This window comes from Pseudomonas sp. D(2018) (assembly GCF_005502555.1).
GTDB classification, from domain to species: Bacteria; Pseudomonadota; Gammaproteobacteria; order Pseudomonadales; family Pseudomonadaceae; genus Metapseudomonas; species Metapseudomonas resinovorans.
Genome location: NZ_SCOK01000059.1, coordinates 1 through 22,534, shown reverse-complemented (window position 1 = coordinate 22,534; position 22,534 = coordinate 1). Strand labels below are relative to the sequence as shown.

Sequence of the window (22,534 nt, the reverse complement as noted above, 5' to 3'; positions counted from 1 at the left end):
ATGTACTGAAGAAACAATAACCAAGGGAAATACTGCATGACACTGCAAGAGAAGATACAGGCTGCGGAAAATTCGCTGGCCGCGGCGGTTGGAAGTCTGAGCGTTGAGCAGGTAATCGCGCTCTATACCGAAGATGCCTGTCTGATGCCCAATGGACAGAGAACCCTGAAGGGCAAGTTGGAAATAGGTGCATTCTTCGAACAGGCCTTCCAGATGGGTATCGCTGGCGCGAAGTTTAAAGTTGTCGAAGTGGAGGGGAACGAACAGGAAGCAAGCGAAGTCGGCAGCTATGAACTCTATGCACGAACGCCTGCCGGTGATCATGTAACGGCTGAAAAGGGTCGCTATCTGGTGCTGTGGAAAAACGTGGGCGGGAAATGGCTATTGCATCGGGATATGTTCAACTCCGATGGATCTGGTGATTAGTCATTTCATAACATTCGCGTTCGTCTTCTTCATCTCCCAGCGTCGGCTCGGGAGATGAATAATAAGTTCGATATATAAAAATTAGATTCGACAGTTTCTCTGCCTAAAAATAACTCTAGCGGAGCGGGCCTTTATGAGCTGTGTGGTAGCTTTTTGTTCAAAGAAAAGTGTCTTGGTAACTTCATTGTGCGGGTTTTCCTTGCTTGCCGGCATGGTGCAAGCCGGGGATCTGCCCGCCGTCAACCTGGGTCTCACTACCTTCTACGATGGAGCCACCATTCCCGGTGGCCCAGGCTGGTCTACTTCTCTCTATTCATCCCACTACGAGGGACGCAAGATCACCGACCGGCATGGGGACGAGATCGGTCTGCCCAAGTCCACCACCAATATCGATGCCTCTGCCTTGCAACTGATTTACCAGGATGGCTCCCGAAAGGATGTCAATTGGGGGCTCAGCTTCATCCTGCCGGTGCTCACCAAGGCCAAGGTCGATGACGGAATGGACAATGCTGTGCTGGACGCGCAGGAGGGATTCGGTGACCTCCGGGCGGGCGCCTACCTGCAGTTCGAGCCCGTGATGGGGAAGAATGGTCCCCTGTTCGCCCACCGACTTGAAATGGATGTCGTGGTGCCGATCGGTAAGTACGACAAGGACCATGCCATCAACCCCGGATCGAATTTCTGGTCGATCAATCCCTATTGGGCCGCAACCCTGTGGCTCACGCCCAAGACCACCGTTACCTGGAACGCGTATTACCTCTGGAACGGCAAGAACGACGATCCATCTCCGGCCCTCTACGGTGCGAGTGCCGAGGACGTCCAGGCCGGGCAGGCCGTGCACTTCAACTTCAACGCGGCCTATGCGCTGACCCAGCAGCTCCACGTTGGTATCAATGGCTATTGGCTGAAGCAGTTCACGGACACCGAAATCAACGGCCATGCCGTTTCTGGTCGACGTGAGAAAGTCTTCGCTATCGGTCCCGGCGCGATGTACGCCTTCTCCAGGAATGACTTGATTTACGCAAACCTGTACTTCGAGTCCGAGGCGGAAAACAGGACTGAAGGCAATCGCTTCGTCTTCCGCTGGGTGCACAAGCTTTAAGGTCGGCGGAGTGCGCAAGCAGGGGGACGCCCGGTTTGGCGTGGGGCCCATGGGGCAGTCTCTCTCTTGCGAACTCTTTCAGCTTCCCGAGCATGCAAGGCGACGAAGTTCGGGGAAACGCGGAGTAGGGCAGTGCGAGGGGACGAACGAAGCCAAGAAACGAAAAAACCCCAAAAATCAGGGGCTTAGTCAGGGGATTTTGGAGCGGGCGAAGGGAATCGAACCCTCGTCATGAGCTTGGGAAGCTCAGGTAATGCCATTATACGACGCCCGCGAAGGGTGCTCTTTTTACCAGAAGAGGCGGGCGAGGTGAAGCCCGGGGCAGTCACAAGTTACTGAAAGATACTTGCACCTGCCCGGGCGGCCGCGCGTTCAAACGGCAACTGCCTGGTAGTCGGCGACCTGCGGGCGAGCCATGCCCTTGGTGGCCGGAGTCTTGAGGAAGCCCAGCATGGCTTGCTGGGTCTGCAGCCAGGCGGCCTTGGTTTCGACGTCGACGAAGTGTCCGGCGTTGTCGATGACTTCGAACTGGCAATCACGCACGTGCTTGGCGAAGTGGCGGGCGTCCTCGGCCGAGGTGTATTCGTCGCGGTCGCCGTTGATGAACAGCAGTGGGATGTCGACGTTGGCCAGGCAGTCCACGTAGCAGCGCGAATCCATGTTCAGGACCTGGCACACGTGGTGGTGCATCTGCAGGTATTCGTGATCGTCGAGGCTGCTGCAGTGTTTGTGGTTGAAGCGCTGGTACAGGCTCGGCAGGTATTTGCCGATGGTGTTGTTCACCAGATGGCCGACGTTGTCGCGGTCGATGGCGGAGAGGTAGTCCATGCCGCGGGTGAGGTAGTCCATCATCGGTGCGTTGAGGATGGGCGAGAAGGAGGTGACGACGGCCTTCTTGATGCGCGCGGGGCATTGGGCCAGGGCGAGCAGGGCGGAGACGCTGCCCCAGGAGAAGGACATCAGGTAGTCCACCCGGAAGTGCTCGATCAGGTGAAGGAGAATGTCGGCCTCGGTCTCCTTGCCGATGAAGCGGGTGTTGTCGTTATGCGGCTTGGACTGGCCGGCATAGGGCTCGTCGAAGAGCACCACGTTGAAGTGCGGTTGCAGGTATTTCACTGTCTGCGCAAACGAGGCGGTCGTCGACAAGGAGCCGTTGACCAGGATGATGGTCTCCTTGGCTTCTGGGTTGCCGTAGAACTCCGTGTGAACCTTGTACTGGCTGTGAATCTCGACGATGGCAGTTTCCGGCCTCATGTCGTTTCCTCCTGGCGCAGATGGGTCGTGCGAGCCCTCTAAACGGCTTGGCTCGCGCTTAAGTCTTGGCAGTAGGAAAGCGCCTTTCGATGACAATCGGATGTCAGGCGTAGATTTTTAAAATTCTTTATTTATCAAGCGGATAGGTCGAAAAAAGACGGCGGGCTCCAGCGCTTTGAAGGGCGCCAGAGGGGTCTTCTAACCAGGCAGGGAACCTACGAGTGCAGAGCACAAGGGACCGCAGGGAACGCTTAGATGGTCGATGTGACTCTTTGGTCACGCTTCGACCTTGTGTCCGATTTAAGCAGGGCATCATGTCACTCGCAAGCTCATTGAAAGGAAAAATTCTTGCAGTTCGTCGGGTTATTCGATCCCGATGTGACTCGGAGATGATCTAGCTAAAAGCAGGCCACTTCTGCATCGGTGAGTGACCGGTAGTCGCCTGGCTGCATCTGAGGGTCCAGTTTCAGCGGCCCGATGCTTTCGCGGTGCAGGCGCACGACGCGGTTCTGGAAGTGCCCGAACATGCGCTTGACCTGGTGGTAGCGGCCCTCGTGGAGGGTCAGGCGGGCGGCGCGGGTGTCGAGGATGTCCAGCTGGGCGGGGAGGGTTGTCAGGTCCTCGAAGGCGAAATAGAGCCCTCGGGCGAAGGTATCGATGTATTCGGCGCCGATGGGCTGCTCGGTTTCCACGTAGTAGACCTTGGGCTGCTTGCTGCCGGGCAGCGTGAGGCGGCGCGACCAGTGCCCGTCGTTGGTGATCAGCAGCAGGCCGGTGGTGGTGAGGTCCAGGCGTCCACCCAGGTGCAGGTCGTGCTTGTCAGGCTCGTCGAGCAGGTCGAGCACGGTGGGATGCTCCGGGTGCTCGGTGGCGCTGACGTGGCCGGAAGGCTTGTAGAGCATGAAGTAGCGCGCTGGCTTGCCGGCCTGGAGCAGCCGCTCGTCCAGCTCGATTCGGTTGAACTCGCGGACCTCGAAGCGGCCATCGACGACCGCCTGTCCATCCACCCTTACCCGACCAGCGGCTAGCAGGAGGCGCGCGTCGAGGCGGTTGAATTCAGAAAGATTGCTCAAAAATCGATCAAGGCGCATCAGCTTGGTGCATCGGGTGGCAGCGACTGTGCGCAATGGGGGCAGAGGCAGGCGCGGTCAATGTCCTGCGGCGGGATGCGCTCGAGCGCGACGGGGTCGATCTTTGCCGTGAAGCACCAGCAGTCCTGACCCGCACGCGCAGGATCGGCCTGGGTGCACTGATTGCTCTGGCCGCAGAGTGGGCAGCGGGTCGGGTCGGACGGGGCGCTCATGAAGGAAGTTCACGGTGGAAAGGGCGCAAGGGTGCAGCCTTGCGCGCTGGGCTGCAAGTGCATGCCGATGGGTGCCGTTTCCCGATGATCGCGCGGTGGCGGACGTTGCCGTCTGGCTCGGATGGCCTAGGCTCGAATAAGCAAGGTGAAGATGTCTGAAAACGACATGGCCGGATTCACAAATGTCTGAAGGCCTTTGAGAAGCTGACGCATAATCGCGGTCTATCGATTCTGTCGCCCACTATTTAGAGCAGAGCTGCCTCGTGTCCACCAACATTAGTGTCGTCAATAAAGCCAAGGCCTGGTCCGCTCACGGTGTCACGGCCACCGGTGTCGTGCTGGCCCTGATGGCCATCCTTGCCCTGTTCGACAACCAGCCCCGTGACTGCCTGCTGTGGCTGGGGGCTGCGTTGCTGGTAGACGGCCTCGATGGCACCCTCGCCCGACGCGTGCAGACCAGCACCATGCTGCCGAACTTCGACGGTTCGACCCTGGACCTGGTCATCGACTACCTCACCTATGTGTTCATCCCCGCGATCTTCATCTACCGCTACATCGACCTGCCCGAGCATACGGCGCTGGTGGCGGTGAGCCTGATCCTGGTGTCGTCGCTGTTCTGCTTCTGCAACCTGAATATGAAGAGCAGCGACAACTATTTCGTCGGCTTCCCTGCGGCCTGGAACGTGGTGGCGCTGTACATCTGGATCATCGATCCGCTGCCCGTGGTCAGCCTGTTGCTGATCTGCTTCCTTGCGGCCCTGACGCTGACCAAACTGAAGTTCCTGCACCCGTTCCGCGTGCGCAAGCTGATGCCGCTGAACATCGTGGTCACCTTCGTGTGGATGATCAGCAGCATGTTCCTGATCCTTCAGCATCCCTTCTACAAGTCGCTGGTGCTGGGCATCTGGTGGCTGTCCTCGGCCTACTTCGTGAGCATCTGCCTGTGGCGCAGCCTGCTGGACTGGACTCATAAGCTGAAAGCGTAGGGTCCTGCCTTCAGTTGGCCGCGGCGCTGGCGCTGCTGCTGGTGACCTCGCGGTAGATCGCCTGGAGGTTCTCGGTGCGCTCCCTGGTGTTCGGGTGGCGCATGAGTGGTGAGTTGACGATGTCGTACACGTTATCGGCGACCGCCTCGGCTTGGTTCTTCGGGGCAGCCCTGGAGGCTGTGGGTTCCATGGGGGGCAGGTCCTTGACGAAGGCATTGATGGAGCTGGAAAGGCCCTGGCTGTCTGGATAGACCTCGCTCAGCATCTTCACGGCGCAGGAGTCGGCTTGTAGCTCCTGGTCGATGTGGTGCCGGGTGAACTGGCCTTTCTCCAGCTTGATGCGGTCGACCACTTTCTCTGGGGAACTGTTCGCGTCCTTGATGGTGTCGACGAGGTCAGCTTTCACCGAGAAGGAGTCCACCACCAGGCTCTGCATTTCCTTGGTCTCGTGCCGCTGAAGGACGTGGGCAACCTCATGGGCAAGGGCGAAGTACGCCTTGGGATGTTGCTTGGGGTCGTTCAGCAGTCCCTGGTCAAGGTAGAGGTAGCCGCCGGGCAGGGCCAAGGCGTTGCGGTTGGACGTTTTGACGATGAACAGCTTGAAGTCGTAGTCGTGAGGCTCGCCGACGCTGGCGAGGATGTCGCTCAGCATCTTGTCCGCCACGGGATAGTGCTTGCGTCCCAGCTTGTTGTCGCGGGGCAGCAGGTCCTTGCGCGTGTCGTGCTGGCGTTTTGCGTAATGCACTTCTGCTGACATCGGCAGCCAGTTGAGTTGTTTGGCCGCCAGCTTGGTGGAGTCTGACAGCTGGCTGCCCGTATCTGGCGTCGGGCTTGAGCTGAGTATGCTACTCAACTGGCCCGGCAGTCCTTTCAGCACTTCCGTGACATTGAACTGAATGAGCGAGGCGGCGTTGTCACTGAGGCGGTAGGGCTGGACCAGTTGAGGGCAGTTCCTGTCCACCACCACGGCTGCCCGTGGGGTGAGTTTGGTGAAGGTCTTCACCTGGGCCGGATCGCCCGTGGCGTCGAACGGATTGGTGATGCTCGCGCCATTGCAGGCCATCAGCAAGGCTGCTGCGGCAAAGGTGCAGCAGGTGGCGGGGATGTAGGCTTTCATGGCGCCTCCTCGTACCGGATACCCGGCTACTTGAGCTGTTGCTGGAGTTCACGGATACGCAGGTCCCTGGCGCTGTAGTAACCCTCTTCGTCGAGGATGGCTGCTTCGTAGACCAGTTGTTGGCGTCGGTCGGAGACTTCCTTGCGCACGTGTTCGAGGCGCTGGTTCACCGCCGGGTCAGAATTGGCCTGAGCGAGGTCGGCCTGTGCTTCCTCGGCGTTGAAGGGGCGGTCTTCTTCCAGCTTGCGGCCGCCCGGCTTCTTCGTGTTGCTCACGCGGTCCAACACCGAAGTCAGAGAGCCGCAGTCAGCACGTGCCTTCTCGTCGCTGGTTATCGCTTTGAGTATCTGTACGAGGGGATTGCTCGATGTAATCCCTCCGTCGGCCATCAGGTCATTCAGGCCGGTGCAGTTCTGTGCTGAAGCGTTGCTGGCAGCCAGTAACCATAGGATTCCGAGTGCTTTCAACGTCAGGTTGTTCATCTTCAATGTCTCCCTAGTGATGGAGCCAAATCACGATCAGTGCCCAAACCAGCAAACCCAGCCAAACCAAGCGGCGCAGCAGCAGCAAGGAGGCGGCAGCCTTGTTCCCCGCTAAGGTTGTGGCTTCCTTGTTTCTCCCCGCGCGGCGTTGCCAAAGCTTCCAGAAGTCCAAGAAAACGAAATGGGAAAACTGATCGCAAACGCTTTGGCGGTGGTGAGGACGCTGATTGAGTTCTTTCCTTAAGCGAAGTCGCACACTTGTGGGAAGCCGACTTTCGGTCTTCAACAAGCTGTTGAGCAGATTTGTCCTCTGATCATGGCCCGCATCTACACCGGCATGGACTGCTCCGGAAAAGAAGCTTTCGATCAGCATCCCTACCGCGATGGGCAGAGGAGTTAGCCACCAATCGAAGGCGGCCAGGATGATAAGTGAGGCGATGATCGACAGGATGACCAGGCTTATGAACGCTGCTGACAACAGCAGGACAAACAGGAATGATTGCTGTCGCGGCAGAGGACACTCGCTGAAGCGACGGTCGAAATAGTGCTTCCAACAAGCTCGGATAACCATTCCGAACATCAAAGCCAGCAGGATTTCCAGCGCAAAGCTTACGTAGTGGTCGAAGTCGGAGGCGGGTCTTTGAAGAGACATGTAAGCGGCGGCGTGTATCTCCACGCCGTAGAGGTTGCCCAATGGTGTTAGAAACGTGTCGCTTGAGCCGTAACCGCCGCCGAAGAACACCACGCCGTTGAGCACAGTGCTCGCCTGGGGAGGAAGCGCCTGCTGCTGCCGAATGCTGGAGATAGGGACCGGAGCCAGGCCGAGTAGGATCTGGAGCGGATTGATAAGCTCAAAGGTATCCTTGGATTCCTTCAGGCATTTTGGCAAGGAGGGAGGCGAAGACAACTTCAAAGCCTGGCCAGCGAGCCCCTGGTTGTTGCAGGGAAAGCGAGTGAGCAAGCCATAGCTGAGTCTAAGACTGGGGTCGCCGAAGCAGACGCGGCCGTTCTGTTTTGAGTCGCACGTCTTGGCCATCCGCCCCTTCCACTCGCGGTTTTTGTTCTCCGAGGCCTCGACTAGCATCTCGAAGGGCTCCATCAGCACGGTGTTGGTTGCGGTCTGGGTCTCGATCAGACGGTAAAGCCCCTCTTGGCAGTCCAGCTCGGTGCGAGACGGGGGCTTCTGATGGCTCTGCGTTTTGCTGATTTGCTCAACCAGAGGTGAGGGAGAAAGGTCGAAGTCGATGACTACGACCTTTGGTTTGGCCTTGTAAATTGCGTCGAGGTCGGTCAACAGCTCACAGCGATTTAGAGGCGAGCGCTCGCCATATCGGGTCTCGTGGGTCAGCGCGTCGATCAACACAACACTGACGCCGGGCTGGGGCTTTCTGCCTGCTGCGGCCTGCACCGCACTGAGGTTGGCAATGGTGAGGTATGTATAGCCATCAATCGTGTCCAGCAGTCGAAAGTGCAGATGGCCAATGACAACCAGCGAAGCGACTGCCACGGCGGCGGGCAGGTTATGGAGAAATGAGTGAAGCGGTTGGAGCAGCCTGCATAACCAGCGCAGAGCGCCCCACTGCGTGCTTCCCGCGTGTTCGGACATCCCGTTCGGCTCCACGCCCCGGTAATACCCTGTCCAGGGAGTCTTTGCGATCGAGGAAGGCAAGGCTTGCCGGCAAAGTCGCCCATGGCATCGGGGCATGTCGGCGGGCAGCTGCCGGCTGTGCGCCAATGCTCGAGCCAGGATGGGCGCCTGATGGTGCCAGGCGCCAGGGATGGCGAGACGCTATCGAAAATCTAGAAGTCGAGCATCTGTCCTTCAAGGGCGTTTGATCGGCCTTGGAATACCCTTGGTCGGAGTTGTAAGGCCTCTGAAACAGGTCTGGCCCTGTTCGCAGGGGAGCGCCTGGTCGTCACCACAATGGCAACGTGTAGCTGAGGATCAGCCGGTTCTCGTCGAGGTCGCTACCGAAGTTGGTCGAGCGCACGGTCGCGTTGCGCCACTTCACGCCCAGGTTCTTCAGCGGCCCGCTCTGCACCACGTAGGCGATGTCGGTGTCGCGCTCCCATTCCTTGCCGTCCTCGCGGCCGGCTCCCAGCTCGACGCCGTCGCCGGAGAGGTAGCGGGTCATGAAGGTCAGGCCGGGAATTCCGACGGCGGCGAAGTTGTAGTCGTAGCGCGCTTGCCAGGAGCGCTCTTCGCGGTTGGCGAAGTCGCTGATCTGCACGAAGTTCACCAGGTAAGCGTCGCTGCCGTTGACGTAGGCGAAGCCGGTGTCGCCGCTCATGCGCTGGTAACCCAGGCCCAGGGCGTGGCCGCCGATGCCATAGGTGAACATGGCGCCAAAGGCCTTGTTATCCACATTGCTTCCACCTTCGTCGGTGGAGCGGGCGAAGCGCAGGTCGCTCTTCAGTGTCTGGCCTTCGCCCAGCGGCAGCAGGTGGTTCAGCGTCAGCATGTGTTGGCGGTAGAAGTCTTCCAGGCGGCCGAAGCCATAGCCGGTGCTGAGGGTGTCGTTCCACTTGTAGCTGAGGTTGGCGAAGTCGAAGGCGTCGCTGGTGGCCTGGCGGGCGCGGACGTTCTTCACCCCGACGGTGGTGATGCTCATGTCCTCGTAGTCGGAGGAGTCGCGCTGGTTGACCTGGCGCAGGTGTCCGGCATCGAAGGTCAGACCGTCGATCTCCAGGGAGTTGAGCTGGCCGCCTTCGAAGGTCTGCGGCAACAGACGCGAGTCATTGGCCAGCAGCACGGGGACTTTGGGCATCAGCGTGCCGAGCTTGAGGGTGCTTTTCGAGGCGCGCAGCTTGGCGGTCAGGCCCAGTTCGCCGTATTCGTCCTGGGCGCGCTTGGGCGCTTCGCGGTCGCGCTTGAGCAGGCCGGAACCGGCACGGTCGGGGCTGGAGTCCAGCTTTACGCCGAGCAGGCCGATGGCGTCCAGGCCGACGCCAATCTGGCCTGCGGTGAAGCCCGATTCATAACGCAGCAGGAAGCCCTGGGCCCATTCCTCGGCCTTGGCCTGGGGCGCGGCGTGTTGGCGGAAGTCGCGGTTGAAGTAGAAGTTGCGCAGTTCCAGGCTGGCCTTGCCGTCCTTGACGAAGTCCGCCAGGGCGGGCGCGGACATGCCGAGGGCGCCGCCGGCCAGCAACAGGCCGGTGGTGAGGGTGTTGCGATGCATGGTGAGTCCTCTTGTTTTTGTTGTCGGGGTACAGCGGGAATAAAAAGGGCGCGGCCCAAAGGAGCCGAGACCGCGCCACGGCTCAACAGGCGGGATCGTTCAGCCAGGTCGAAGCGGGGAGGGCACGGCGGCAAGCCGTGCCCCATCGGTCAATGGCTGCTGGCCGCTGCCGCCCCCAGGCCGGTCTGGGCACGTACGAACTGGTCGTCGTAGGCGGCGCGTTCGCGGTTGGCGCGGGCGCTGCGGTCGAGGTTGGAGACGACGACTATCACCAGGAAGGCCAGCGGCATGGAGAACAGCGCCGGGTGGTCGTAGGGGAAGATCGCCTTGGCGTGACCCAGCACGGTCACCCACACCGCCGGGGAGAGGATCACCAGCACCAGTGCGGACACCAGACCGATGAAACCGCCCCAGAGCGCGCCACGGGTGGTCAGGCCCCTCCAGTACATGGCCATGATCAGTACCGGGAAGTTCGCCGAGGCGGCCACGCCGAAGGTCAGGCCCACCAGGAAGGCGATGTTCATCTGCTCGAACAGCAGGCCCAGGCCGATGGCCACCAGGCCGAGGCAAACGGTGGCGATGCGGCTGACGCGCATCTCGTCGCGCTCGCTGGCGCGGCCTTTTTTCAGCACGGTGGCGTAGAGGTCGTGGGAGATGGCCGAGGCACCGGCCAGGGCGAGGCCCGCGACCACGGCGAGGATGGTGGCGAAGGCCACGGCGGAGAGGAAGCCGAGGAACAGGTTGCCACCCACCGCCTGGGCCAGGTGCATGGCGACCATGTTGCCGCCGCCTACCAGGGTGCCGCCCAGCTTGCCGTCGACGAAGTACTGCGGGTCGGTGCCGACGATGACAATGGCGGTGTAGCCGAGTACGCAGACCACCAGGAAGAAGAAGCCGATGAAGCCGGTGGCGAACAGCACCGAGCGGCGTGCTTCACGGGCGTTGGGCACGGTGAAGAAGCGCATCAGGATATGCGGCAGGCCGGCGATGCCGAACACCAGGCCAAGGGACAACGACACGGCGTTGATCGGGTCTGCCAGCATGGAGCCGGGGCCCATGATGCCGTTGCCGATGGCGTGGGCTTCCACGGCGCGGCCGGCGAGGTTCTCGAAGCTGAAGCCGAACTCGCTCATGGCCATCAGCACCAGGGTGGTACCGCCGGCCAGCAGCAGCACGGCCTTGACGATCTGTACCCAGGTGGTGGCGATCATGCCGCCGAAAATCACGTAGACCAGCATCAGCAGGCCAACCACCACTACGGCCATCTGGTAGTCGAGGCCGAACAGCAATTTGATCAGTTGGCCGGCGCCGACCATCTGCACGATCAGGTAGCAGCACACCACGGTCAGCGAGCCGATGGCGGCGAAGCTGCGCACGCGGGTCTGGTCCAGGCGGTAGGAGACGATATCGGCGAAGGTGTAGCGACCCAGGTTGCGCAGGCGCTCAGCCATCAGGAAGGTGATGACCGGCCAGCCGACGAAGAAGCCGATGATGTAGACGAAACCGTCGTAGCCCTTGGTGAACACCAGGCTGGTGAGGCCCAGCAGGGTGGCTGCCGACATGTAGTCGCCAGCGATGGCCAGGCCGTTCTGGAAGCCGGAGATACCGCCACCGGCGGTGTAGAAGTCGGCGGTGGAGCGGGTGCGCCGGGCGGCCCACCAGGTGATCGCCAGGGTGCCAAGGACGAACACGAAGAACATGCCGATAGCGTTGAGGTTGAGCGCCTGTTTCTCCGCCACCAGGGGCGCGGCGAAGCTGGTCAGGGGCGCCAGGGCGAGCAGGCTGAGCAGGGCTTTCATGCCTGGGCCTCCTTGATGATTTCCGCGCTGAGGCTGTCGAAGCGGGTGTTGGCGCTGCGCACGTACCAGGCGGTCAGCAACCAGGAAAGGGCGATGATGGCGGCGCCCACCGGGATGCCGCGGCTGAGGTTGCTGCCGTCGTAGAGTGGCTGGTGCAGCCAGCCGGGCACGAAGGCCACCAGCATGATGAACAGGTAGTAGACCCCTAGCACGATGGCGCTGAGGGACCAGGCGAGTACGGCTCTCTGGCGTGCCAGGTTCTGGAACTTGGGGTTGGACCGGATACGGTCGAAGCTTTGGGTGAGGGCTGGGTTATGGGTACTCATGACGGCTCCGCTTGTTGTTGTTGTCGATGCCTGTTGCCAGTCGCCGCAGCTTTTTCGGGCATGCAGCGGCCTGTCCCGGCAGCCCTGGGGCTGCCGGCCTGTTTGCTCAATCCGGTTCCTAGAGGTTCTTCGCCATGTCGCGCAGGACGTATTTCTGGATCTTGCCGGTGGAGGTCTTCGGCAATTGGGTGAAGACCACTGTCTTGGGTACCTTGAAGCCCGCCAGGTGCTCGCGGCAGAAGGCGATGATCTCCGCCTCGCGGGTCTCCTGCTGGTCGGCCTTGAGGGTGATGAAGGCGCAGGGGGTTTCGCCCCACTTCTCGTCGGGCCGCGCCACCACGGCCGCTTCCAGTACCGCCGGATGGCGATAGAGCACGCCCTCAAGCTCGATGGTGGAAATGTTCTCGCCGCCGGAGATGATGATGTCCTTCAGCCGATCGCGGATTTCCACGTAGCCGTCCGGGTGCCACACGGCCAGGTCGCCGGTGTGGAACCAGCCGCCCTCGAAGGCTTCGCTGGTGGCACTGGGGTTCTTCAGGTAGCCCTTCATCACGGTGTTGCCGCGCATGAAAATCTCGCCGATGGTCTGGCCGTCCAGGGGGACCGGTTCCAGGGTCTTCGGGTCCGCCACCATGACCCCTTCAAGGGTGGGGTAGCGCACGCCCTGGCGGGATTTGATGCGGGCGCGTTCTTCCAGGGGCAGTTCGTCCCATTCGTCATGCCAGGCGCACACGGTAACCGGGCCATAGACCTCGGTCAGGCCGTAGACGTGGGTGACGCGGATACCCATCTCTTCCACTGCGCCGATCACCTTGGCCGGCGGTGCCGCGCCCGCGACCATCGCGTTTACCGGGTGGTCGATGGCGGCCTTGGCTGATTCGGGCATGTTCACCAGGGCGTTGAGCACGATGGGTGCGCCGCACAGGTGGCTGACCTGGTGTTCGCGGATCAGGGTGAGGATCTTCTGCGGGTCTACCCGGCGCAGGAACACATGCACGCCGGCCAGGGCCGTGACCGTCCAGGGATAGCACCAGCCGTTGCAGTGGAACATCGGCAGGGTCCAGAGGTAGACCGGGTGGTTACCCATGTTCCAGGTCATCTGGTTGCCGAGGGCGTTCAGGTAGGCACCGCGATGGTGATAGACCACGCCCTTGGGATTGCCGGTGGTGCCGGAGGTGTAGTTCAGGGAAATGGCCTGCCACTCATCCGCCGGCCACTGCCAGGCGAAGTCCGGGTCGCCTTCGGCCAGCAGCGCTTCGTAGTCGAGGTCGCTCACCGCCTGGCCTTCGCCGTACTCCGGGTCGTCGACGTCGATCACCAGTGGCGGGTGGTCGAGCATGCCGATGGCGGCGTGGATCACCTCATGGAACTCACGGTCGGTGATCAGCACCCTGGCTTCGCCATGCTGCAGCATGAAGGCGATGGCTTCGGCATCGAGACGCACGTTCAGGGGGTTCAGCACGGCGCCGATCATGGGCACGCCGAAGTGCGCCTCCAGCATCTGCGGAATGTTCGGCAGCATCACTGCCACCGTGTCCCCCTTACCGATGCCACGACCGGCCAGGGCCGAGGCCAGGCGCCGGCAGCGCGCGTAAGTTTCGGCCCAGTTGCGGCGGATGGAACCGTGGATGACGGCGGGGTAGTGGGGATAAACGGCGGCAGTGCGCTCGATGAAGCTGAGGGGTGAGAGGGCGATGTGGTTGACGGCGGCGGGGGCGAGGCCCTGATCGTAGATCGACATGCTGGATACCCGGCGGCTGATTATTAGCTCTTCTTTACCGGCTCATCTGGGAGTGGCCGGTAGATTTCTGGGGTGATTTATATACCAATACCGGATACGTATGGAAGTAGTTCTAGAGTCGTATAGTAAAACTACTATATTCTGATGATGTAGGAGCGAGCTGGCTCGCGAATGCCCCGGGGCGCGAGGTCAGGCCCTGATCCACATGGGGCGGTCAATTCGCCAGCCAGCTGGCTCCTACAGGGACGTGGCGCACCTCCGCGAACATTCCGGCCCCTCGTTAGCCACGCTATCCTTGCCCACCCCCAGCCGCTGGACTCGCCATGACCCAGACTCCGGTTCGACTTCAAACCTGGCTGCGCCTGCAGCGCGAGGGCGTTTCCCTGGCCGCCCGCGTCGATGCCCTGTGCCGGGCGCTGAGGGGTTGTCCCGAGGTGCGCCAGGCCTACTACCTGAGCTGGCTGCCCGGTGCGCGCATCTACAGCCATGAAGGCAGCGGCCAGCAGCTACCGCCGGGGCAGGGCGACCCGCTGCAGGCCAGCGACGAAGTTCTTGCCGCACGCCTGGAAGAAGTGGGTCGGCTGGGGTTGGACCAGTTGCGTCAGCTCGACTGTTGGCTGGCCGGGCGCTTGCGTCGCGCCGCCATCAGCCATGGCCAGGCCTTTGACCTCGCGCTGGAAAGCGGGCAACAGGGGCTGCTGCTGGTGGAGGTGCGGGAGGGGGTGAGCCTGGATTGGCTGGGCTGGGTCCATGAACTGCTTACGACCCTGCTCGGCAGCGTCAATGGCTTGCTGCGTGCGTCGCCACTGCTCGGTCATGATCCGCAGCCGAGCCTGCTGGTGGATGCCGAGGCCCGGCCGTTGGAGTTGAATGCCGCGCTGCTGGCGATGCTCGGGGAAATGCCCCTGGTCGAGGTGCTGCGCTTCCTGCCGGTGAACCACGCCTCGCTGGTGCGCGCCTGCCTCGCCCAGACACGCGCCATCGAAGGGGTGGAGGCTCAGTGTGGCGAGCGCATGCTGATCTGGACCTATATCCCCGACCCACAGGAACGGCGCGTGCTGGCGCGTTGCCGTGAGGCGACCGCGCAGATTCTCACCGAGCGTGAGGCGGCGCGAGCAAGGCGGCTGTACCGGTTGATCACGGAGAACACCACCGACCTGATTTCCCGTCACACACCTGAAGGCCGCTTTCTCGATGCTTCACCGGCCTCCTGGACGCTGCTCGGCTATTGGCCGGAAGAGCTGCGCGGGCAACTCGCTCAGTGCCTGTTCCATCCCCAGGAACTCGCCCAACTGGTGCAGCGCGCGCGCGACGCGCTGGAGCAGGACGGCTACCACACCATGACCTACCGCATCCGTCATCGCGCGGGGCATTACCTCTGGTTCGAAACCGCCAGCCGTGCCATCCGCGAGACGTACACCGGAGCCGTGGTGGAGGTGGTGAGCGTGTCCCGCGATATCACTGCGCGGGTGCAGGCCGAGGAGAACAAGCGGCGTTTGGCCGAGGTGGTGGAAGCCAATACCGACCCGGTGCTTTTCGTCGATCCGGACGGGCACATCACCTACCTCAATCCGGCGGCACGTCGTGCTCTTGGCCTGGGAGGCAAGCAGCCCATGCCGGCGCTGGCCGAGGTCATTGCCGCCGACGACCTGGCGCGTCTGCACCGCGAGGGCTGGAGCATCGCCGATCGCAAGGGCGTGTGGAGCCTCGATTCGCGGCTGCTGCCACCGGGCGGCGGTGCCTCGGTGCCGGTGTCCATGGTGTTGCTGGCCCATTCCAGTGCGGGTGGCGAGCGCTACTACTCACTGGTCGCCCGCGACATGACCGAGCGCGAACTACGCGAGGCCCAGCAGCGCCGACACCAGGACGAACTGGCACACACCGCGCGCCTGGTGACGCTGGGCGAGCTGGCCTCCGGCATCGCCCACGAGATCAACCAGCCCCTGGCGGCGGTGGTCAACTACGCCAGCGCCAGCCAGCGCTACCTGCAGTCGCTGGGCTCCAACCCGAAGGCGGCAGAGCGAGTGGCCCAAGGCCTGGAACGCATCACTGAACACGCCAACCACGCCTCGGAAGTGATCAAGCGGTTGCGGGCCTTCCTGCGCAAGGGCCAGCGCAAGATGCAGGCGCTGGACTTGGCCGAAGTCGCCCACGAGGCGGTGCGCCTCTGTGCCTGGGAAGCCAGTGCCAGTCAGGTGGCGATCGAGGAGCAATTACCGGACAATCTGCCGCCGGTCTACGCCGACCGCGTGCTGCTGGAGCAGGTGCTGCTCAACTTGCTGCGCAATGCCATCGACGCCAACCGCGAGGCCCATCCCGGCCAGGGTTCGGTGATTCGCCTGGCCGCGCATGCGGGCGACGGCCACCTGGCCATCGAAGTTCGTGACCAGGGGCCCGGCCTCGATGACGAGGCGCTGTCGCGTATCTTCACCCCGTTTTACACCAGCAAGCCGGACGGCCTGGGCCTGGGGTTGTCGATGAGCCGCAGCATCGTCGAAGGGTTCGGGGGTTCCCTCGACGGGATGCCGGGTGAGGAGGGCGGGTTGCTGATGCGCTGCCGCCTGCCCCTGCAATAACAAGAACTGGAAAGGAGAGGGATTGATGTCCAACGCTGGCGAACAGGTGGTCTACGTAGTGGATGACGACCAGGGCATGCTCGACTCCACCGTCTGGTTACTGGAGTCGGTGGGCCTCAAGGCGCTGCCGTTTACCAGTGGCCGGGCCTTCCTCGATGCCTGCGACGCCAGCCTGGACGCCTGTGTCTTGCTGGATGTGCGCATGCCCGGCATGGGTGGCCTCAATGTGCAGGAAGAAATGCGCAGCCGCGGCCTCGACCTGCCGATCATCTTCGTCAGCGGCCATGCTGACGTGCCCATCGTCGTGCGCGCCTTCAAGGCCGGCGCCCGCGACTTCATCGAGAAGCCCTACAACGAACAGTTACTGCTGGACAGCGTGCAGCAGGCCCTCGGCAGCTGCGACCAGCGCCGTACCGGCAGCGGCGGCCAGGGCCAGTTGCAGGAGCGCCTCGACAGCCTCACGCCCCGCGAGCGCGATGTGCTGTTGCCGCTGGTGCAGGGGTACACCAATCGCGAGATCGCCGAGCAGCTGGATATCAGCGTGAAGACGGTCGACCTCTACCGCGCCCGGGTGATGAAGCGTATGCAGGCCGAGCGCCTGCCGGACCTGGTGGGCATGGCGGTGGTGGCGGGGCTGGTGGACCCTCTGAAACTGCGCTAGGCAGAACCTGTGTGCCGGAGGGTGGACCACGCTTCACCGGTCCACCATTCGAAGCCCGGCATAGCGCCGCGGGTGGATGGAAAAGCGCCATCCACCCTACGGGATGGGATTTCCCTCAGGCAGGGTTAATGTTTAGTCATTGATTAACCAAAGATAGGAAAACCTGAATTTTATTGACCCTTGGCGCCGTGCGAGCCTGCTACCCATTCCAATAACACGATGCTTCCTCATGGGTTGTCCGGCTCCGCACACATCGCCGCTCCGCGCTCTGACCCTCGGTCAGGTCCGCGCCGCCCGCCGTGCCCCTGGAGTTGCTCCCTCGGTCCTGTTCTCCCGCAAGTGGGCCGTCAATCTCCTGATCTCCCTGCCGCTCGACCTTGCCTTCTGGGCGCTCTGGCATTGCCGCCACGCGCGTCCACCGGATGGCGCACTCGCCTGACTCAAGGTCGCCAGCGTCGCGGCCAACCTCACCCAGAACGAGAAAGTCGTCCCTTGATCCAAGCGACAAGGGCAGAGTGCGTGCCCACGGGCACTAAAGAGAGCGCCATGAATTTTGCCAGCGTGCAGGAAGCCCGGGATTTCCTCGAGCAGAACCCGGATATTGATGCCTTCGAACTTTTCATTCTCGACGCCAATGGCGTACCGCGCGGCAAGCTGCTGCACCGCGACGAGCTGCTGGCGGTTTACGAAACGGGCCGTCCGCTGCCGAGCACCATCCTCGGCCTGACCCTGCACGGCGAAGATGTGGAGAATTCCGGCCTGGTCTGGGAAGTGGGCGACATCGACTGCCGCGCTTACCCGCTGGCGGGCAGCCTGGTGCGTCTGCCGTGGCGCAAGATGCCCACCGCCGCCGTGCAGGTCTGCATGCATCCGCAGGAGGGCATGCCCGCGGCCATCGCTGATCCGCGCCAGGTGCTGGTGGAAGTGATCGATCGTCTCAAGGCCGACGGTTTCCATCCGGTGATGGCCTGCGAACTGGAGTTCTATCTGCTGGACCAGAAGCGCGATGCTGACGGTCGCCCGCAGCCGGCGCTGGATGCCGATGGCCACCGCCCGCGCGGTACCCAGGTATATGGCTTGCGTGAGCTGGAACAGATCGAACCCTTCCTGGCCGACCTCTACGCCGCCTGCAAGGCCCAGGGCATTCCGGCGCGCACCGCGATCTCCGAGTACGCCCCTGGCCAGGTGGAAATCACCCTGGAACACGGCGACGCACTGGAAGCCATGGATCAGGCCGTGCGCTACAAGCGCCTGGTCAAGGGCGTGGCCCATGCCCATGGCATGCAGGCCTGCTTCATGGCCAAGCCTTTCTCCGAGATCGCCGGCACCGGCATGCACATGCACGTGAGCCTGGCCGATGCCGAGGGGCGCAACCTGTTCGCCAGCGAAGACCCGGCCGGCACCCCGCTGTTGCGCGAGTCGGTGGGCGGCATGCTCAAGAGCCTGCTGGATTCGCTGCTGCTGTTCTGCCCCAACGCCAACTCCTATCGCCGCTTCCAGGCCAACAGCTATGCACCGCTGGCGCCGACCTGGGGTGTGGATAACCGCACCGTGAGCCTGCGCGTTCCCGGTGGTCCGGCCAACAGCCGGCATATCGAACACCGCATCTGCGGCGCCGACGCCAACCCCTATCTGGCGGCGGCCGCCATCCTCGCCGGTATCCACCGCGGCATCCGCGAGAACCTCGATCCGGGTAACCCGGTGGAGGGCAATGGCTACGCCCAGGCCAAGGAGCTGCTGCCCACCGACTGGCTCACCTCGCTGCGCGCCCTGGAGCAATCCAGCTGGGCCCGCGATGCCTTCGGTACCGCCTTCCTCGGCGTCTACCTGGCGGTGAAACGCGCCGAATACCGCCAGTTCATGTCCGAGGTCGGCGAGCAGGACTGGCGCTGGTACCTGAACCAGGCTTGAACCGGATATCACGTATCGATCCGAGGCTGTTCCTGTAGGGGCGAATTCACTCGCCAAGCAGGCCAAAAGCCTGCCCTGACGGCCCCGGACATTTTTCCAAAGGATCTACCATGACCGCTGCAATCAAACACCCGCTGCCTGCCGCCGAGCGCGCGCCTTCCTATTACTCCGCAAGCCTCAACGAGGAGACGGCCTATCCCACCCTCGAAGGGGAGGTGAACGTTGACGTCGCCATCATCGGTGGTGGCTTCACCGGGGTTGCCACCGCAGTGGAGATGGCCGAACGCGGCTACAAGGTGGCGCTGGTGGAAACCCACAAGATCGGCTGGGGCGCCACGGGCCGCAACGGCGGCCAGGTCACCGGCAGCCTGTCGGGCGACGCGGCCATGCGTAAACAGATGAGCGGCTTTCTCGGCAAGGACGTGGACGACTTCATCTGGTACCTGCGCTGGCGCGGCCACGAGATCATCAAGAACCGCGTGGCCAAGTACGGCATTCAGTGCGACCTCAAGCACGGCCACCTGCACGCGGCGATGAAACCTTCGCACATGGCCGAACTGAAGGCCTCCTACGAAGAAGCGGTGCGCCGTGGCATGGGCGACGACGTCACCCTGCTGGACGCCGCCGGCGTGCGCGAGCACCTGGATTCCGACCTCTATGTCGGCGCCATCAAGAACACCCGCAACATGCACCTGCACCCGCTGAACCTGTGCATTGGCGAGGCCAAGGCCGCCGCCAGCCTGGGTGCGCTGATCTTCGAGCACTCCGAGGTGCAGGACATCATCCACGGCGATCGCCCGGCGGTGATCACCAGCCGTGGCCGGATCAATGCCCAGCAGGTGCTGCTGGCCGGCGACGTCTACCACAAGCTGGAGCGCAAGAAGCTCAAGGGCATGATCTTCCCGGCCATGGGCGGCATCGTCACCACCAAACCCCTGGGCGACCTGGCGAAAGCGCTCAACCCGCAGGACCTGGCCGTCTACGACTGCCGCTTCGTGCTCGATTACTACCGCATGACCGGCGATGGCCGTTTGCTGTTCGGCGGCGGTGCCAACTATTCGGGGCGCGACTCCCGTGACATCGAGGCGGAGCTGCGGCCCTGCATCGAGCGCACCTTCCCGAAACTCAAAGGCGTGGAGATCGACTTCAAGTGGAGCTGCGCCATGGGCATCGTGATCAACCGCATCCCGCAGCTCGGCAAACTGTCGAAAAACGTCTGGTACTGCCAGGGTTACTCCGGCCACGGCGTGGCGACTACCCACATCATGGGCGAGGTCATGGCCAATGCCATGAGCGGCAGCCTGGAGAAGTTCGACACCTTCGCCCAGTGCCAGCACATCCGCGTGCCGCTGAGCGAGCGCCTGGGCAACCACATGCTGGCGGTGGGCATGTGGTACTACCAGATGCTGGAGAAGCTGCGCTGATCGATTTGTTGTGCGTCCTTATAAAGCCGGCCTCGCGCCGGCTTCTTTTTGTCCGCTGTTTGTAGGGGCGATTTCAAGCACCAAGCAGGCCGAAGGTCTGGCACTCCGGATACCTGGGGGCCGCTGCGCGCCCCTTGGCGAATGAATTCGCCCCTACAAAGATGCCTGTGCGTACAAACAAAAAGCCCCGCGTCGGCGGGGCTTTGGAAGTAGCCGATTACAGGTCGAAGTCGTAATCGGAAAGTTGCTTCTGCAAACGTCGTTCTTCGAGGTAGTTGTCGATGATGCGGCGCTTGGTGAGGTTGGTTTTCGCGGTTTCTGCCGGGGCTTCCGAGTCTTCGGCATCCTCGGAAACGAATTCTTCTTCGAGCTCGATATCGTCTTTGGCTGTGCTCATAAGGTCACTCCACAAAGCGGGGCGCTATTGGCGCACCTTATAAACGCAAAGCAGAGGCCGGTAAAAAAGATTTTTTCAATCGGATACTTGAGTGAATCAATAGGTTTTCAATCGTCAGAGGTCTTCGCCTTGTACTCGCACAGATCTTCGATGCGGCACGCGCCACAGCGGGGTTTGCGGGCCACGCACACATAGCGCCCGTGCAGGATCAGCCAGTGGTGGGCGTCCAGCAGGAATTCTTTTGGAACGAATTTCACCAGCTTCTTCTCCACCTCCAGCACGTTCTTGCCGGGGGCGATGCCGGTGCGGTTGCTGACCCGGAAGATGTGCGTGTCCACCGCCATGGTCGGCTGGCGGAAGGCCGTGTTGAGCACCACGTTGGCTGTCTTGCGGCCGACGCCGGGCAGGGCTTCGAGGTCTTCGCGGTTGTCCGGGACGACGCTGCCGTGCTTCTCGATGAGGATGCGGCAGGTTTCGATGACGTTCTTCGCCTTGCTGTTGTAGAGGCCGATGGTCTTGATGTACTCGGACAGGCCTTCGACGCCCAGGGCATGGATGGCTTCCGGCGTGTTGGCCACCGGGTAGAGCTTGGCTGTGGCCTTGTTCACCCCGACATCGGTGGCCTGGGCGGAGAGGATGACCGCGATCAGCAGCTCGAAGGGCGTGCTGTAGGCCAACTCGGTGGTGGGGTTGGGGTCGTCGTCGTGAAGGCGGCGGAAGATTTCGTAGCGTTTTGCGGCGTTCATCAGGAATCAGCGGTCCGGTTGGTCAGGCGGCGCGACAGTGCCAGTAGCGTACCGAGCAGGATAAAGGCTCCGGGCGCGAGGGCGAACAGGGGAATGCCATCGGCGCCGAACTGCAGGCGCCAGCCCAGGGCGGTGGGGCCCAGCAGCCAGTCGAAGTGGGCGAACAGGCTGGCGTGGCCCAGGACTTCCCGCAGCGTGCCCATAAGCAGGGCGAGCAGGCTGAACGCCAGCCCCGTGCGCAGGCCGTCGAGGGCGCCTGTGGATTCTTTTGCCGCGAGCTGCAGGCAGGGCAGTACCAACAGGTAGACGTAAGGGCCGAGGGCGCGGTGCAGTTCAAAGGCGCCGGCTTGCAGCAACAGGTTGGCCAGGCTGGCCAGCAGTGCGGCCAGCAGGAGGGCGCCGAGCCAGTAAGCGGCACCGCCCAGTTGCCGCCGCAACGTCGGTAGCGCCAGGCCGAAGAGCAGCAACATGGGCAGGTTGGCGAGTGCCAGGCCAACGCCCTTGATCAGCAGGTCGGTGGCTCCTACCAGCAGGGCCACGCCCATCAGGCCAATGTGGCTGGCTTTCATGGCGACGTGCCTCCAAGCAGCAACGGACGATGGCCGTCGAAGAACTGCAACGCGTGCTGGGTGGCGCTGACCACCGCGCGGGAAGTGATGGTGGCGCCGGCGATCTGGTCGAACTGACCCTTGTCGGCCTTCACTCGCCATTCCGCTTCCGGATGGTTGGCGAGCGAGGCGTCGGTGAATACCTGCAACCAGGCACTGCGGGATGGCTCGATGCGGTCACCAATGCCCGGCGTTTCGCGGTGGCCGAGTACCTTGGTGGCCAGCAGTCGGCCGTCCGGGCGGATGGCGAGCAAAAGGCGGATCGGACCTTTGTAGCCCTTGGCGGTGGCCGGCAGTAACACCGCGACCGGGGTCCCTTCGCGTGTGGCCAGCCAGGCTTGCGTGGGGGCTGGATTGCCCAGCAGCTCGCTGGCGGGCAGGGCGATGGGGTGGGCAAGGGGATGGTTGTCATAGCTGCCGGGGGGCAGCAGATCGAGCAGGGCGCGCTCGTCGGCAGTCTGGCGCTCGGCGTCGATGCGGCCGGCCAGCAACCGGT

At 62.6% G+C, this 22,534-nt stretch carries 21 protein-coding genes and 1 tRNA gene; 7 read left to right on the top strand and 15 right to left on the bottom strand.

Features of this window, described 5'->3' with window-relative positions; genetic code table 11:
• The first annotated feature begins 36 nt into the window (after positions 1-36).
• Both FFS60_RS24875 and FFS60_RS24870 read left to right on the top strand, forming a co-directional pair.
• Complete coding sequence (locus FFS60_RS24875; protein ID WP_137823470.1) at positions 37-426, top strand: DUF4440 domain-containing protein; 390 nt, start codon at positions 37-39, stop codon at positions 424-426.
• Positions 427-559: 133 nt separating this feature from the next.
• Complete coding sequence (locus FFS60_RS24870) at positions 560-1,528, top strand: transporter (protein ID WP_137823469.1); 969 nt, start codon at positions 560-562, stop codon at positions 1,526-1,528.
• 200 nt (positions 1,529-1,728) lie between these two features.
• Here FFS60_RS24870 and FFS60_RS24865 read toward each other — a convergent pair.
• The 4 genes from FFS60_RS24865 to FFS60_RS24850 all read right to left on the bottom strand — a co-directional run bounded on the left by FFS60_RS24865 (position 1,729) and on the right by FFS60_RS24850 (position 4,085).
• A tRNA-Gly gene (locus FFS60_RS24865) sits at positions 1,729-1,802 on the bottom strand.
• A 98-nt stretch (positions 1,803-1,900) separates the two neighbouring features.
• Positions 1,901-2,782, bottom strand: coding sequence for an alpha/beta fold hydrolase (locus tag FFS60_RS24860; RefSeq protein WP_028628847.1), 882 nt, complete (start codon positions 2,780-2,782; stop codon positions 1,901-1,903).
• Between the two features lie 398 nt (positions 2,783-3,180).
• Complete coding sequence (locus tag FFS60_RS24855; protein WP_137823468.1) at positions 3,181-3,873, bottom strand: pseudouridine synthase; 693 nt, start codon at positions 3,871-3,873, stop codon at positions 3,181-3,183.
• Positions 3,873-4,085 carry a cysteine-rich CWC family protein gene (locus FFS60_RS24850; RefSeq protein ID WP_081668073.1) on the bottom strand — a complete coding sequence of 71 codons (213 nt, stop codon included), beginning with the start codon at positions 4,083-4,085 and terminating at the stop codon, positions 3,873-3,875. Before FFS60_RS24850 ends, FFS60_RS24855 begins: the two co-directional genes overlap by 1 nt.
• A 263-nt stretch (positions 4,086-4,348) precedes the next feature.
• Here FFS60_RS24850 and pcsA point away from each other — a divergent pair, with 263 nt between their 5' ends.
• Positions 4,349-5,071: a phosphatidylcholine synthase gene (gene pcsA, locus FFS60_RS24845; protein ID WP_137823467.1), complete on the top strand. Its 723-nt coding sequence runs from the start codon at positions 4,349-4,351 to the stop codon at positions 5,069-5,071.
• 10 nt (positions 5,072-5,081) lie between these two features.
• Here pcsA and FFS60_RS24840 read toward each other — a convergent pair whose 3' ends face one another.
• The 7 genes from FFS60_RS24840 to FFS60_RS24810 form a co-directional block, all read right to left on the bottom strand.
• On the bottom strand, positions 5,082-6,188 hold the full coding sequence (locus FFS60_RS24840; RefSeq protein ID WP_137823466.1) for a M48 family metalloprotease: 1,107 nt from the start codon (positions 6,186-6,188) through the stop codon (positions 5,082-5,084).
• Between the two features lie 26 nt (positions 6,189-6,214).
• Entirely contained in the window at positions 6,215-6,670 is a 456-nt protein-coding gene (locus FFS60_RS24835) for a hypothetical protein (protein WP_137823465.1), read from the bottom strand.
• 13 nt (positions 6,671-6,683) lie between these two features.
• Positions 6,684-8,276 carry a CHASE2 domain-containing protein gene (locus tag FFS60_RS24830; RefSeq protein WP_171016570.1) on the bottom strand — a complete coding sequence of 531 codons (1,593 nt, stop codon included), beginning with the start codon at positions 8,274-8,276 and terminating at the stop codon, positions 6,684-6,686.
• A gap of 310 nt (positions 8,277-8,586) precedes the next feature.
• Entirely contained in the window at positions 8,587-9,849 is a 1,263-nt protein-coding gene (locus FFS60_RS24825; RefSeq protein WP_137823463.1) for an OprD family porin, read from the bottom strand.
• Positions 9,850-9,998: 149 nt separating this feature from the next.
• Positions 9,999-11,648, bottom strand: a complete 1,650-nt coding sequence (locus tag FFS60_RS24820; protein WP_137823462.1) for a cation acetate symporter — start codon at positions 11,646-11,648, stop codon at positions 9,999-10,001.
• Complete coding sequence (locus tag FFS60_RS24815; protein WP_028628852.1) at positions 11,645-11,974, bottom strand: DUF485 domain-containing protein; 330 nt, start codon at positions 11,972-11,974, stop codon at positions 11,645-11,647. The genes FFS60_RS24820 and FFS60_RS24815 overlap by 4 nt, the downstream gene beginning before the upstream one ends.
• 118 nt (positions 11,975-12,092) lie before the next feature.
• The gene (locus FFS60_RS24810) at positions 12,093-13,715 is read right to left on the bottom strand and encodes an acyl-CoA synthetase (protein ID WP_028628853.1); all 1,623 of its coding nucleotides are present in this window, start codon (positions 13,713-13,715) and stop codon (positions 12,093-12,095) included.
• A gap of 323 nt (positions 13,716-14,038) precedes the next feature.
• Between FFS60_RS24810 and FFS60_RS24805 the strand changes: the two genes are divergently transcribed.
• The 4 genes from FFS60_RS24805 to FFS60_RS24785 all read left to right on the top strand — a co-directional run bounded on the left by FFS60_RS24805 (position 14,039) and on the right by FFS60_RS24785 (position 20,287).
• Positions 14,039-16,291 carry a PAS domain S-box protein gene (locus FFS60_RS24805; RefSeq protein ID WP_137823461.1) on the top strand — a complete coding sequence of 751 codons (2,253 nt, stop codon included), beginning with the start codon at positions 14,039-14,041 and terminating at the stop codon, positions 16,289-16,291.
• Between the two features lie 25 nt (positions 16,292-16,316).
• Positions 16,317-16,952: a response regulator transcription factor gene (locus tag FFS60_RS24800; protein ID WP_137823460.1), complete on the top strand. Its 636-nt coding sequence runs from the start codon at positions 16,317-16,319 to the stop codon at positions 16,950-16,952.
• Between the two features lie 546 nt (positions 16,953-17,498).
• On the top strand, positions 17,499-18,863 hold the full coding sequence (locus FFS60_RS24790) for a glutamine synthetase family protein (RefSeq protein WP_137823459.1): 1,365 nt from the start codon (positions 17,499-17,501) through the stop codon (positions 18,861-18,863).
• A 110-nt stretch (positions 18,864-18,973) separates the two neighbouring features.
• Entirely contained in the window at positions 18,974-20,287 is a 1,314-nt protein-coding gene (locus tag FFS60_RS24785) for an FAD-binding oxidoreductase (protein WP_137823458.1), read from the top strand.
• A gap of 217 nt (positions 20,288-20,504) precedes the next feature.
• Here the strand turns inward: FFS60_RS24785 and FFS60_RS24780 are convergent, their stop codons facing one another.
• The 4 genes from FFS60_RS24780 to FFS60_RS24765 all read right to left on the bottom strand — a co-directional run.
• Complete coding sequence (locus FFS60_RS24780; RefSeq protein WP_028631043.1) at positions 20,505-20,684, bottom strand: PA3496 family putative envelope integrity protein; 180 nt, start codon at positions 20,682-20,684, stop codon at positions 20,505-20,507.
• A 107-nt stretch (positions 20,685-20,791) separates the two neighbouring features.
• Positions 20,792-21,430, bottom strand: a complete 639-nt coding sequence (nth, locus tag FFS60_RS24775) for an endonuclease III (protein WP_028631042.1) — start codon at positions 21,428-21,430, stop codon at positions 20,792-20,794.
• Positions 21,430-21,999, bottom strand: a complete 570-nt coding sequence (locus tag FFS60_RS24770; RefSeq protein ID WP_137823457.1) for an Rnf-Nqr domain containing protein — start codon at positions 21,997-21,999, stop codon at positions 21,430-21,432. The genes nth and FFS60_RS24770 overlap by 1 nt, the downstream gene beginning before the upstream one ends.
• Positions 21,996-22,534 (bottom strand): RnfABCDGE type electron transport complex subunit G (locus tag FFS60_RS24765; RefSeq protein WP_137823456.1); only part of this gene is annotated, 539 nt, incomplete at its 5' end. The genes FFS60_RS24770 and FFS60_RS24765, both read right to left, overlap by 4 nt.